Genomic DNA, 11,962 nt, shown 5'->3' on the forward strand with positions numbered 1-11,962 from the left:
AAAATAATTATTTATTCTCGATTTTAGATTTACTAAAGAATAAAACTCAAGATATTTTCTTGAATTTTTAAAAGTATCGAATAGGAATTGTTATTATAAATCGAACACCGAAGTCCGTTTGGTATAAACCAAATCTTTTAAGCGGAGCCAAAAAGCTAGTGTTAAATAAAGCGCAAAGCCCATGCCTAGCGTAGCAAATGAAAGGTATATAAAAAACAAACGAATACTTTTAACACGAATTCCTATTCGGTCGGCTATTCTTGAACTTACAAAAAAACCGTAACGCTCAAAAAAGTATCGTATTTTATATATTATTTTTAGCACCGCACAAATTTACAATTCTTTAAGATGCTTACAAAACTTGATTTCCTAAAGTACATAGTAAGCATTTATTTTTAGTGCAATATTCGGTATACATTTGCAATAAAGCTTGCGAATGCATTGCACTGTTGCCTAGATTATTATGAAGCTTATGATATTGAGTAAGAATATGATTATTTTCTGGCGGAAGTTGTTTTAAAAATTCGAAAATTTTCTCATCAAAAGGTTTTCCTATTGCCCGCCCATAGACAAACTGCAACGGAAACACGGCATTGATTAAAAGTAAGTTAATAAATTTTTTGCTTGTTTTCTTGATGAAAAATTTACTTGTTTTGCCAAAATTATAATGTGTTTCCCAATACGGAGAAGTTTTTACCGACAATACTTGATAGAAGTCTTCCAGTTTATCCACCTGAATTAATTGACTAAACAAGTTTTTTTGTTTAGTATATAAACTTGCCAATTGGGCTAGCCTAACGGTTGGGAAATTTAAAGGCCTGAGTCTAAAAAAATGCACAGGTTCGGCTATTGGCGAACACTTGAATTTAGTTTTTAAAAACTGATATTCTCGTTGTAATTTTTTCTGATAATCGTCTTTGGTTTCCTCTAAAAGCCCTGCTTGCCCAAATAACAATGCTTCTATTTTTTCTGCTTGAGTTTCTTTTTGAAGCATTGCAAAAGGAACCGATTGTGCAATTGCAATAAAAGGCGTTGCGTTTTGTTTAAGTCCAAAATATTTAGCCAACATACAAAACAAAGTTTGCTCCCAATGGAAATTGTTTTCTGCTAACAATTTTTCTATATAGACTGCTTTATTTTCTAAGCGCTCGGCATACAACTTGGTTAACCAAAAATCTATTTTTAAAGAGTTAAAGTTAGGAAAATACGAAGCGCAATTAATAAACTTAGTCTCCTTTTTAGTAAAAAGTTGATGGTAATTTTCTAATAATTTATCATCTATATAATTTGCAATAACCAAGGTTGGAATTGGCGTGTTGTTATTTCTATACACCTCAACATCATGCTCCCAAACTACATGAAGGATTACATTATCATAAGCAGAATCGGTATGATGGTTGTGCGCAAACCAATCGCTAGATTTTTGATGCACCTCTACATTACCCGCCCAGTGCTGTGTTCCTATATCTAATTGCGCATTAAAAAAATCTGGCCCAGCCTTTTGTGTATTATGCATCCCAGAGGAACGTATATAAATTTCATCTCCTGCTGTTGTTTTCGCTTTTAAAAAATCGAATTTTTTAAACTTCCACAAATAATGTATAAAATCCTCTTTCATTTAGCGATTTTTAGAAAATAAAAGAAGTTTGTTTATGTACAAACCTATCATCGAAAACGTCTTATTGTATAAAATTCTTCTCTAAAAATAAAAAATCTTGCCGACATACCGGCAAGATTTTCACATAAATGATTCTTTATAAGGTTTTTACTCTATAAACCCTTGGGCTTTCATCCAATCATCGTTAAACATTTTACCTACATACCTGCTCCCATGGTCATGAAAAAGCACAACAACAACATCATCTTTTGTAAAGTGTTCTTTTAGTTGTAAAACACCTTTTATAGCAGCTCCTGCCGAGTTTCCTACAAACATCCCTTCTTCTTTTGCCAATCGCTGCGTGTAAACCGCCGCATCTTTATCGGTAACTTTTGTAAAACCATCAATCACCTCAAAATTTACATTTTTAGGTAAAATATCTTCCCCTATTCCTTCGGTGATGTAAGGGTAAATTTCTTTTTCATCAAAAATTCCTGTTTCGTGGTATTTTTTAAATACACTTCCGTAAGTATCTATTCCCCAAATTTTAATGTTAGGATTTTTCTCTTTTAAATACTTTCCTACACCCGAAATGGTTCCTCCTGTACCTACTCCAACAACAAAATGAGTGATTTTTCCATCGGTTTGCTCCCAAATTTCTGGACCAGTTGTTTCGTAATGTGCTTTTGTATTAGACGGATTATCGTACTGATTTACATACCATGCATTAGGGGTTTCTTCTGCCAAACGCTTTGAGGTAGAATAATAGGAACGAGGGTCATCGGGTTCTACATTGGTAGGGCAAACAATTACTTCACTACCTACTGCACGAAGAATATCTACTTTTTCTTTACTTTGCTTATCGGCAATTACACAAATCATTTTATAACCTTTTACAATAGCAGCTAATGCAAGCCCCATTCCTGTATTTCCAGAAGTTCCTTCTATAATAGTACCTCCAGGTTTTAAGCGCCCATCAGCCTCTGCATCTTCAATCATTTTTAAAGCCATACGGTCTTTTACAGAATTCCCAGGATTAAAAGTTTCGTATTTTGCCAATACCAAAGCTGGGATTTCTTGCGTAAGCTTATTCAGTTTTACCAAAGGAGTGTTTCCTATGGTTTCCAGTATGTTTTTTGCGTATTCCATTTCTCTATATAAATAAGGCAACAAATATAAGATTTAGATTTTTTCTAAAAAAAATGAATTTGTTTGTAACATTTCCGCTGTTACTTTCGTATAACCTATACGTAACCCATTTTAAATTCTAGGAGGAGAGAAGATGAGACAATTAAAAATTACGAAACAGGTAACTAATCGTGAAACTGCTTCGTTAGATAAGTACTTACAAGAAATTGGTAAAGTTGATTTAATTACTGCCGAAGAAGAGGTAGAATTAGCGCAACGTATTAAAGCTGGCGATGAACGCGCTTTAGAAAAACTTACTAACGCAAACTTACGTTTTGTGGTATCTGTTGCAAAACAATATCAAAACCAAGGGCTAACCCTTCCCGATTTAATTAACGAAGGAAACCTTGGGCTTATAAAAGCTGCAAAACGTTTTGATGAAACTAGAGGTTTTAAGTTCATCTCGTATGCCGTTTGGTGGATTAGACAGTCTATTTTACAAGCCCTTGCAGAGCAATCGCGTATTGTTAGATTACCACTAAACAAAATTGGTTCTATAAACAAAATAAACAAAATGTATGCGTTTTTAGAACAAGCAAACCAACGTCCTCCAAATGCTGAAGAAATTGCACAGGAGTTAGACATGACGGTAAACGATGTTAAAGAATCGATGAAAAACTCAGGGAGACACCTATCTATGGATGCTCCTTTGGTAGAAGGCGAAGATTCTAACCTGTATGACGTTTTGCGTTCTGGAGAATCGCCAAACCCTGATAAAGACCTGTTGCACGATTCGTTAAAAACAGAAATTGAGCGTGCGTTGGAAACACTTACACCGCGTGAAGCCGATGTGATTAGGCTATATTTTGGATTAGGAGATCAGCAAGCAATGACCTTAGAGGAAATTGGAGAAACCTTCGACCTTACCCGCGAACGTGTACGCCAAATTAAAGAAAAAGCTATTAGACGCTTAAAACATACAACACGCAGTAAGATATTAAAAACTTACTTAGGATAAACAACAGTTTTTACTGTTCGTTTTTTGATGAATGAAAGCCTCGGAATATATATATTTCGAGGCTTTTTTGCTGCCTTATTCTTTTCGATATAAAAATTTCTACATAAAAAAGCTTCTTTGTACCTTTGCTTAAACAACACAAAACTCTATGAATAAGTTAATAGCTCCTTCTATTTTAGCAGCCGATTTTGCTAACCTGCAACGCGATATCGAAATGATAAACGAAAGCCAAGCCGATTGGTTTCATATTGATATTATGGACGGTGTTTTTGTACCCAACATCTCTTTTGGGATGCCTGTGCTAGAAGCCATTAATAGGCATGCAGGAAAAGTTATCGATGTACATTTAATGATTGTAGACCCCGATAGGTACATTGATACGTTTGCCAATTTAGGAGCCGATATTCTTACCGTACATTATGAGGCTTGCACTCATTTACACCGCACCTTACAAGCCATAAAAGCTGCGGGAATGCGCGCAGGAGTTGCCTTAAACCCGCACACCAATGTTAATTTACTAGAAGATGTTATTAACGATATTGATCTAGTTTGTGTAATGAGTGTTAATCCTGGTTTTGGAGGACAAAAATTTATCGAAAACACGTACAAAAAAGTAAAACAATTGCGAGAGTTAATTGCCGATAATAATGCGAATACTCAAATAGAAATAGACGGTGGTGTAACCAGTAGTAACGCAAAAGCACTTGTTGATGCTGGCGCCGATGTACTTGTTGCTGGAAGTTTTGTATTTAAAGCTACAAACCCTACCGAAACCATACAAAATCTTAAAGAAATTGCAAACCAATAATTTTAAAAGCAACTATATTTACGACCTTATTATTGTTGGAGCAGGACCTATAGGGATTGCTTGTGCGCTAGAAGCTAAGAAAAAAGGATTAACTTACCTTGTTATTGAAAAAGGAACTCTGGTAAACTCCCTTTATCATTACCCTTCTAATATGCGTTTTTTTTCGAGCTCAGAAAAATTAGAAATCGATGGGATTCCATTTATTAGTAAAAACCCTAAGCCCTCAAAAGAAGAGGCTTTAGAATATTATCGTCGTATTGCAACAGCTAACAAACTTTTTATCAACCTATTTGAAAAAGTAGAAAAAGTTACTAAAGCAAACGATATTTTTACGGTAAACACTTCAAAAAAACAATATCAGGCTAAAAACATAGTTATAGCCACCGGTTTTTACGATATCCCAAATTACTTGAATGTAAAAGGAGAGAATTTACCCAAGGTTTTTCATTACTACAAAAACCCTCATTATTTTGCAGGGCAACAGGTAATTGTTGTAGGCGCAAGTAACTCCTCGGTAGATGCTGCCCTAGAAATATACCGAAAAGGCGGTAAAGTTACCATGGTGATTAGAGGAGAAGCTATTGGCGAACGTGTAAAATATTGGGTGAAACCAGACATCGAAAACCGTATTGCTGAAGGAAGCATAAAAGCCTATTACCGTGCTGAAATTACAGAAATTAGAACCGACGAAGTAGATATTTGCATCGATAAAAAAATATCAAAAACAATTGCCAATAATTTTGTACTAGCATTAACAGGCTATCGCCCTAATTTTGATTTTTTACAGAAACTAGGCATCGAGCTTTTAGGAACGCATAAAATTCCCAATTACAACCCAAAAACAATGGAAACCAACGTTAAAGGAATTTACCTAGCTGGAGTAATTTGCGGCGGTTTAGAAACGCATAAATGGTTTATTGAAAATTCTCGCGTTCATGCTCAAACAATTATTTCGGCTATTGGTAACAATTAGTGTGTTTTCTTATATTTTTAATTCTTCTATCGGAATAACTCCTTGGGTAAAAACATAAACAACAACCCCTATAAAATTTTTAGAAGAGGTTTTTGCCATTAGATTATATTTATGTTTTTCTACCGTTCGAGGGCTAATATTAAGTTCATTTCCTATTTCTTTTCCGCTATATTCTTTTAATATCAAACGAATAATCTCTTTTTCTCTATCAGAAAACACTAAAGCATTCGCTTGGTTTTCTACCTGAGTTTCTATGATTGAAGCAAGTTTTTTCTCTAAATAAAAACCATGCTGATGCAGTTTTAAAATGGCTTCTTTAAGCTCGTTGGGGTCGGCATCTTTTGTAAAATACCCCTGGACTTCTAATCCTAGAATTGCTTTTATGGTTTCTTTTTCGCTTAACGAGGTAAGCACAAGAATTTTAATTTCAGGATAAGCCTTGTTTATTGCTGGAATTGTTTGAAAACCATTCATTGTTGGCATCTGAAGGTCTAGCAACAAAATATCTACTTCTGCAGTATTTAAGTTTTCTAAAAGCTCTTTCCCATTTGCGGCTTCTAGCACCACCTGCATTTCTCCAAAACTATCAATTAAAAGTTTTAGGCTTTTTCTAAACAACTGATGGTCATCAGCTATGGCTATCCGTAACATGGGTATTTTCTTTAAAGGTTATTATCAATTTATTACCGCTATCAATTTGTTCTTGTGTAAGGTTGGCATCAAATTGCTTTAACCTCGAGATAATGCTTTTTAATCCCATCCCAGAACTATTGCGTAAACTTTCGTAAAAATTAAATGGGATTCCGTTATCTGTAATGCTTATGGTATAACTACCTTCTTGGTATATTATCAAAAAATCAACATTCTCAACCTTCCCATATTTTAACATATTACTGATTAATTCTTGCACAACGCGGTAAAGCTCGTAAGCTACAAAATTAGGTATAACAAGATGTTTTGGGGAATAATGAAAAGTAATGCTTAGGGCATTCCATTTCTCTAATTTTTTAAAATACTCCTCTATGGCAACTAGAAATCCACTATCATCCAGCATGGGTGGCATCAGGTTATAACTAATGCACTTTATATTTTCTTGCATGGCTGTTAAGGCTTGTGTAACTTCTTTTAAAAGTACAGCCGATGAGGAGCTTTCTTTTTCGAGCTGATTACTCAATACCGTAACATAATTACGAATAGCATTTAAATCTCCTATAACGCCATCGTGTAAATCTGAGGCAATCCGTTTTCGTTCCTTTTTCTCGGTTAGTAAAGAAACCTTTAGTAAGCTTTCTGCCTCTTTCTGTTTTAATTGATGTACTTTTTTTTGATAAATTACCGTGAGTAACAATACCATGAAAGTTAAACCCAGCATAATAGCTGTGCCTACCCAAAAAAATAATTTCAATTCCGATTCATGTTCCATACACCTATAATCAAAAGCACTCTTAAAATCAATGTTGCTAGTACATTGACAAATGAATAATCATTATAATAAAGATTGCTGCTAAAAATAAGGTCACTAAGTAAAAAAAACAAGAATGTACTGGAATAATAAATGGTAAATCCTGAAATAAAGTAAAATCCAGCGTTTTTCCATAAATTAGAAATATGCATTTTTTCAAATAGGTTTTTCACCCATTGAATAGCACCAAAAAACACAAATAGCGTTAAAAATGTTGTTGTAATGGCATCGGGAAATAATGTATCATCATACTTTTTCCAATAAAAAATAGAATAGCCATATACAAGTACAAAAAGTACCAAAAACACCCCATATAGTGTTTTGTTTTTAGGTTTTATTAAGCGATAAAAAAAATAATATAACGCACTAAACTCGACTAATGGATAAAAACGAAACCAATACGAAGTATCTAATTGCAATAGCAGTGTACCTACAGACTCATATAAAGACGCAATAAAAGTTAGCCATATAAAAGGTACAATAGGTTGCTTAAAAGAAAACTCCCTATTTTTATAAATCAACACCCAAAAAGGTATAACACCTATAAAAAGAGCTATATAAAGAAATAATTGATACAAGGTTTATCGTTTTATTAACGGGCTTTGCTTTGGGCAAATGGTTGGACACCGAATTAATCTTTCTAAAATTATTCCATCAGTCATATCCTCCCCTTCTTCATTAACACCAACCAGTACTAAATTCGCTTTAATCTCGTTGTTAGCATCCGCTACATTACCATTATACATTCTAATCCCCATGCAGCCTTCTTGCTGTAAAATACCTTGTATTTTTTCTACACCCACATAAAATGATTTTGTTGCTTCTGGTTGTTGTTCCTGAAATGAATGTGTATAATTTACTGCCTCTTCTAAGTTAATTACGGTTCCGCTTTGTTTATCTAATTTCATAACTACATTTTAATTTAAACAAATATCTTATTTAATTTTTAAGTTTCAAATACGTAAAAACACGTATAACTCCCGCTATAAAACTAAAAAATACGTAAAAATACGTATTGCGCATAAAGGTTATTCAACCGAAATTTGTCCCAGAACTAATAAGTAAACCACTCTATTTTATTTATATCAGAACTAAACTTTAGTTTAAAGCTATGGGAACCCCCATAGCTTTTTTTGCTTCTCTATTTACTTTTCTAAAATACTTTTAATATCGGGTTTAAAGTAATTAGGGCCTTTTAGCACCTTTCCATCTTCTCTATAAATAGGTTTTCCATCCGCTCCTAATTTACTCATATTGCTTCGTTGAATTTCATTAAAAACCTCTTCAATTTTATATTGCATCCCATGTTCTAAAATGGTTCCACAAAGAATATATAACATATCGCCTAGAGCATCGGCAACCTCAACCAAATCGTTATTTTGTGCAGCTTCGAGGTATTCTTCATTTTCCTCTTTCATCAAATTAAAACGCAATTTATGCTTTTGCTCTCCTAAGGCTACGCTTGGTTTTTCGTTTACTCCTAACCCAAAAGCTTCATGAAACTGTTGTACGGCAGCTAATTTATTTTTCATTCGTATAATTATTTTTTAGTTTATAAAGTTTAATTACTGTAATTTTGTTTAAAAAGATAATAATGTTTAGTCAAGGACAGCTAATTTTTTCGGGTTTATTTGTATTAGCTTTTGTAATTTTTATGGTAATTAGTTACCGCAAAGATAAAAAGCTTCATAAAAAATATTACAAAGGAAGCATCTTTGTACTGGTTGCCTTTATTTGTTTTATAGCTTTATTGTTTGTAATAAAAAGTGTAAGATAATAGGTTGTTTGTGTTTTTTTACCTATTTTAGAAAGCATTTCTTTCCATTATGAAAACACAAATAAAATTTTCTAACCGAACTTTAACAATAGATTTAAGCAAACCGATAGATATCGCTATTAGTTTAAGTGGTGATGACGCAAACCCTTTGGCTTGGTATCTTTCAGCTCCAAAAATAACCCCTGTAAAAGAAGGAGATTGGATTGCAAAAGTATCGGAAGGCGCTTCGATAAACTTCAACAGTATATGGTTTAACCCCCATGCACACGGAACGCATACAGAATGTTACGGGCATATCTCCAAAGAGTTTTACAACGTAAATAAAGCACTTAATAAATATTTTTTTACAGCAAAACTAATCTCGGTAGCTCCAGAAAAGAAAGGTGAAGATTTTGTAATTTCTAAGCAACAATTAAAAACCTTATTTTCTCCAGGCAGTTGCGAGGCGCTTATTATTAGAACACTCCCTAATCTTAAAAGTAAAAAACAAAAAAATTACAATCACTCTAATTGGCCTTACCTTACAGAAAGCGCAGCAACCTATATTAGAGAAGCAGGAGTTGAGCATCTTTTAATAGATTTGCCATCGGTTGATAAAGAAAAAGATGACGGACTCCTAAAAGCTCATCGAGCATTTTGGAATTACCCTAAAGCTCCACGAAAGCACGCTACAATTACCGAGTTGATTTATGTACCCAACAAAATAACCGACGGCGACTATTTATTAAACCTACAAATAGCTCCTTTTAAAAACGATGCTAGCCCAAGTAAACCTATTTTATATAAAACACTAGCAAAATGAAACTAAGCTTAAAATTAGAAGAATTTGCCATGTTTGCTCTAGGCGCTTATGCTTTTAGTACTTTATCTATCTCTTGGTGGTGGTTTTTTGGCTTATTATTTCTCCCTGATATAGGCATGCTAGGCTATGCTTTTGGTAATACCACAGGGGCAATGGTCTATAATATTTTTCACCATAAAGGACTTGCTATTTTTATTTTTACTATTGGAATCTATACACAAATCCCTTGGCTTAAACTTATTGGAATTATCTTATTTACTCATGCCAGCTTAGACCGAATACTAGGCTACGGACTTAAATATAAAAAAGGGTTTAAATTTACCCATCTAGAAAATTTATAAAAACAACTATGGAATTACTATTTATAGGACTTGCTGTAGGGGCTGTTATCGCTTATTTTATTCTTTCTAAATTTAACAGAAACAGAAAGAAAGAACGTGTAGAAAAGCAATCTGTTGTACTTATGGAAAAAATAAGAAGTGTTTGTAAATTCATCACTATAGAAGGCGATTTCTCTGAAATTTACCACTACAAAAACGTAAAAGATAAATGGGTAAATTTACTTTTTGGAAGTAAAAAAGCACTTGTATTAATCGAGGCGAAAGCACACATTGGTTTCGACTTGACCAAAGTAAAAATGCATGCCGACACCCAAAATAAAACCATTATTCTAACCGAGTTTCCTAAACCCGAATTGCTCACCATAGAAACCGATTTTAAATACTATGACAAACAAGAAGGCTGGGCAAACCCGTTTACCTCTACAGATTTAACCGACATTAACCAAGAAGCAAAACAATATATCGTAGATAAAGTACCCGAAAGTGGTTTACTTGCCGAAGCTTCTAAACAAGCGCTTGAAACCATACAACTTATGGAAAAAATTGTAGAAACCATTAACTGGAAATTAGATTATACAGGATTGGAAACACAAACTTCCCTTAAAAAAGTGGAAGCAAAAAAAGACTAAAAACTACGTTATGAACCTAGAAGATTTTAGAAATTTTTGTTTAGAAAAAAAAGCGAGCGAAGAAGATTTCCCTTTCACTAAAGATATTCTTGTATTTAAGGTTATGGGAAAAATGTTTGCCCTTACCAACATTAACTCATGGGAAAGCGGAATCCCAGAAGTAAACTTAAAATGTGAACCTGAAAAAGCAGAAGAATTACGGGCTAAATATCCCGAAAGCATACTACCTGGATACCACATGCACAAAAAACATTGGAACACTATAAAAATATACCACAAGGATATTGCGCCTAGCTTACTTACAACATTGATAAATCACAGCTACCAACTGGTTGTACAAAAACTTACCAAAAAGCAACAACAGCAATTAAACGAGCATTTTTAAAGCGCTAGCAACACTCCAATTCCCAATTGCTGCTTCCATTGTACACGCGAGCCTGCATCTACCATTTCGCCCGCATCATTCTTTTTCTGTATCTTAACATCATCATCATACTTTAAATGCGAACCTATACTTGCAAGCACATATTTATTTACTTTAAAATTAAAGCTCAACTCCCAATTGATGTCTATATTTCCAAAATTATTTAGGTAATCGGTATATAGGCTTATTTTATGCTTTAATTTAATATTGTTAAATATCTCGGTATTGTATTCATTGGTAATTAATGCTCCTAGCTCTGTACGGCTATTTCTTCCTCTTTTTATAATATTTCCATCGGCATCTTTAACAGCGGCTTTTACACCAAATGCTCCCGAATTAGCCAACTCTTGGTCTAATACAAATGTAGATTTTAAGGTAAGTGGCGATAAATATAATGTAAACGATTTTATTTTTTTACCATATTCTGTCCCTAAACCTAAATACCAATAAGCAGGAGCCATAAAGGTTGATATTTTATTATCGGTATCAGGGTATTTATATCCGTTAGAAATTTGCGTGCTGAAATTAAATTTCGCAGAATAAAACCATGCTGAAGAAGAATCTCTACGGTAACCAACAGTAGAGTTAAATTCTAAATGATCATCGGTTTTTTGGAGCTCTCTTCCTTTTTGCTCATTAAGTCCGTAGCGTGCTTTCAGTTCATTATTCCAACGTAATTTATTTGTTTCATAAATACGTTGAAACTCTGTTTTTAATAAGCCCGAAATGGCATTTGCACCTCCTGCATTCCAGTTTACAAAAGCAACTTCGTTAACATCTAAGCCTATTTTATTTACTTTTTTCCATTGCCAACGCCTAGGACTTAACCTTAATACTGTTGGAGGAACCAGGCTTGGCTCTATCAACGTTTTATCGAATGGTAAGGAATCTACAGGCTTTATCTCTAACTCTAAGGGAGTAGCTAATTGTGGTTGTTGAGAAAAACCAATAGCACAAGTACAAAGAGCAATTATCAGCCATAATTTCTGTTTGTAATCCACAA

Annotated in this window: 16 protein-coding genes; 7 read left to right on the forward strand and 9 right to left on the reverse strand. The window is 33.8% G+C overall.

The features are described from left to right. Positions 1-93: 93 nt before the first annotated feature. From GGR32_RS12035 to GGR32_RS04330, 3 genes are all read right to left on the reverse strand, one after another. Entirely contained in the window at positions 94-324 is a 231-nt protein-coding gene (locus GGR32_RS12035; protein WP_343066422.1) for a PspC domain-containing protein, read from the reverse strand. A 28-nt stretch (positions 325-352) separates the two neighbouring features. Beyond that, a complete protein-coding gene (locus tag GGR32_RS04325; protein WP_183476827.1) occupies positions 353-1,618 on the reverse strand; it encodes a DUF2851 family protein in 1,266 nt (421 codons plus the stop codon). Positions 1,619-1,765: 147 nt separating this feature from the next. After that, positions 1,766-2,746 (reverse strand): PLP-dependent cysteine synthase family protein, encoded by a 981-nt coding sequence (locus GGR32_RS04330; protein ID WP_183476829.1) that lies wholly within the window; start codon positions 2,744-2,746, stop codon positions 1,766-1,768. Between the two features lie 133 nt (positions 2,747-2,879). Here GGR32_RS04330 and GGR32_RS04335 point away from each other — a divergent pair, with 133 nt between their 5' ends. From GGR32_RS04335 to GGR32_RS04345, 3 genes are all read left to right on the forward strand, one after another. Beyond that, the gene (locus tag GGR32_RS04335; protein WP_183476831.1) at positions 2,880-3,743 is read left to right on the forward strand and encodes a sigma-70 family RNA polymerase sigma factor; all 864 of its coding nucleotides are present in this window, start codon (positions 2,880-2,882) and stop codon (positions 3,741-3,743) included. Between the two features lie 148 nt (positions 3,744-3,891). Beyond that, complete coding sequence (gene rpe / locus GGR32_RS04340; RefSeq protein ID WP_183476833.1) at positions 3,892-4,551, forward strand: ribulose-phosphate 3-epimerase; 660 nt, start codon at positions 3,892-3,894, stop codon at positions 4,549-4,551. Further along, positions 4,538-5,524 (forward strand): YpdA family putative bacillithiol disulfide reductase, encoded by a 987-nt coding sequence (locus tag GGR32_RS04345; RefSeq protein WP_246415168.1) that lies wholly within the window; start codon positions 4,538-4,540, stop codon positions 5,522-5,524. Before rpe ends, GGR32_RS04345 begins: the two co-directional genes overlap by 14 nt. 9 nt (positions 5,525-5,533) lie before the next feature. Here GGR32_RS04345 and GGR32_RS04350 read toward each other — a convergent pair whose 3' ends face one another. The 5 genes from GGR32_RS04350 to GGR32_RS04370 form a co-directional block, all read right to left on the reverse strand. After that, a complete protein-coding gene (locus GGR32_RS04350) occupies positions 5,534-6,175 on the reverse strand; it encodes a response regulator transcription factor (RefSeq protein WP_183476837.1) in 642 nt (213 codons plus the stop codon). Beyond that, entirely contained in the window at positions 6,153-6,947 is a 795-nt protein-coding gene (locus tag GGR32_RS04355; protein ID WP_183476839.1) for a sensor histidine kinase, read from the reverse strand. Before GGR32_RS04355 ends, GGR32_RS04350 begins: the two co-directional genes overlap by 23 nt. Further along, a complete protein-coding gene (locus GGR32_RS04360) occupies positions 6,926-7,564 on the reverse strand; it encodes a hypothetical protein (RefSeq protein ID WP_221403687.1) in 639 nt (212 codons plus the stop codon). The genes GGR32_RS04355 and GGR32_RS04360 overlap by 22 nt, the downstream gene beginning before the upstream one ends. Before the next feature lie 3 nt (positions 7,565-7,567). Beyond that, positions 7,568-7,894, reverse strand: coding sequence for a hypothetical protein (locus tag GGR32_RS04365; RefSeq protein ID WP_183476843.1), 327 nt, complete (start codon positions 7,892-7,894; stop codon positions 7,568-7,570). A 237-nt stretch (positions 7,895-8,131) separates the two neighbouring features. Continuing rightward, complete coding sequence (locus GGR32_RS04370; RefSeq protein ID WP_183476845.1) at positions 8,132-8,518, reverse strand: pyrophosphohydrolase domain-containing protein; 387 nt, start codon at positions 8,516-8,518, stop codon at positions 8,132-8,134. A 294-nt stretch (positions 8,519-8,812) separates the two neighbouring features. On the opposite strand from GGR32_RS04370, the gene GGR32_RS04375 reads away from it, so the two are divergent. The 4 genes from GGR32_RS04375 to GGR32_RS04390 are packed head-to-tail and all read left to right on the forward strand — an operon-like array spanning position 8,813 to position 10,920. Then, on the forward strand, positions 8,813-9,565 hold the full coding sequence (locus tag GGR32_RS04375; RefSeq protein ID WP_183476847.1) for a cyclase family protein: 753 nt from the start codon (positions 8,813-8,815) through the stop codon (positions 9,563-9,565). Continuing rightward, positions 9,562-9,906: a DUF4260 domain-containing protein gene (locus tag GGR32_RS04380; RefSeq protein WP_183476849.1), complete on the forward strand. Its 345-nt coding sequence runs from the start codon at positions 9,562-9,564 to the stop codon at positions 9,904-9,906. The genes GGR32_RS04375 and GGR32_RS04380 overlap by 4 nt, the downstream gene beginning before the upstream one ends. An 8-nt stretch (positions 9,907-9,914) precedes the next feature. After that, a complete protein-coding gene (locus GGR32_RS04385; protein ID WP_183476851.1) occupies positions 9,915-10,535 on the forward strand; it encodes a DUF4230 domain-containing protein in 621 nt (206 codons plus the stop codon). A 10-nt stretch (positions 10,536-10,545) separates the two neighbouring features. Further along, the gene (locus GGR32_RS04390; RefSeq protein WP_183476853.1) at positions 10,546-10,920 is read left to right on the forward strand and encodes an MmcQ/YjbR family DNA-binding protein; all 375 of its coding nucleotides are present in this window, start codon (positions 10,546-10,548) and stop codon (positions 10,918-10,920) included. Here GGR32_RS04390 and GGR32_RS04395 read toward each other — a convergent pair. After that, positions 10,917-11,960, reverse strand: a complete 1,044-nt coding sequence (locus tag GGR32_RS04395; protein ID WP_183476855.1) for a DUF3078 domain-containing protein — start codon at positions 11,958-11,960, stop codon at positions 10,917-10,919. The two genes, GGR32_RS04390 and GGR32_RS04395, sit on opposite strands and share 4 nt — an antisense overlap. Positions 11,961-11,962 lie beyond the last annotated feature (2 nt).

The organism is Mesonia hippocampi, from assembly GCF_014197445.1.
GTDB lineage: Bacteria > Bacteroidota > Bacteroidia > Flavobacteriales > Flavobacteriaceae > Mesonia > Mesonia hippocampi.

Bases quoted from the DNA above. Each gene is read 5' to 3' on its own strand.
- GGR32_RS04390 (WP_183476853.1), top strand. From the start codon at position 10,546: ATGAACCTAGAAGATTTTAGAAATTTTTGTTTAGAAAAAAAAGCGAGC.
- GGR32_RS04385 (WP_183476851.1), top strand. From the start codon at position 9,915: ATGGAATTACTATTTATAGGACTTGCTGTAGGGGCTGTTATCGCTTAT.
- GGR32_RS04330 (WP_183476829.1), bottom strand. From the start codon at position 2,746: ATGGAATACGCAAAAAACATACTGGAAACCATAGGAAACACTCCTTTG.
- GGR32_RS04365 (WP_183476843.1), bottom strand. From the start codon at position 7,894: ATGAAATTAGATAAACAAAGCGGAACCGTAATTAACTTAGAAGAGGCA.
- GGR32_RS04335 (WP_183476831.1), top strand. From the start codon at position 2,880: ATGAGACAATTAAAAATTACGAAACAGGTAACTAATCGTGAAACTGCT.
- GGR32_RS04355 (WP_183476839.1), bottom strand. From the start codon at position 6,947: ATGGAACATGAATCGGAATTGAAATTATTTTTTTGGGTAGGCACAGCT.
- GGR32_RS04370 (WP_183476845.1), bottom strand. From the start codon at position 8,518: ATGAAAAATAAATTAGCTGCCGTACAACAGTTTCATGAAGCTTTTGGG.
- GGR32_RS04350 (WP_183476837.1), bottom strand. From the start codon at position 6,175: ATGTTACGGATAGCCATAGCTGATGACCATCAGTTGTTTAGAAAAAGC.
- rpe (WP_183476833.1), top strand. From the start codon at position 3,892: ATGAATAAGTTAATAGCTCCTTCTATTTTAGCAGCCGATTTTGCTAAC.
- GGR32_RS04380 (WP_183476849.1), top strand. From the start codon at position 9,562: ATGAAACTAAGCTTAAAATTAGAAGAATTTGCCATGTTTGCTCTAGGC.
- GGR32_RS04325 (WP_183476827.1), bottom strand. From the start codon at position 1,618: ATGAAAGAGGATTTTATACATTATTTGTGGAAGTTTAAAAAATTCGAT.
- GGR32_RS04375 (WP_183476847.1), top strand. From the start codon at position 8,813: ATGAAAACACAAATAAAATTTTCTAACCGAACTTTAACAATAGATTTA.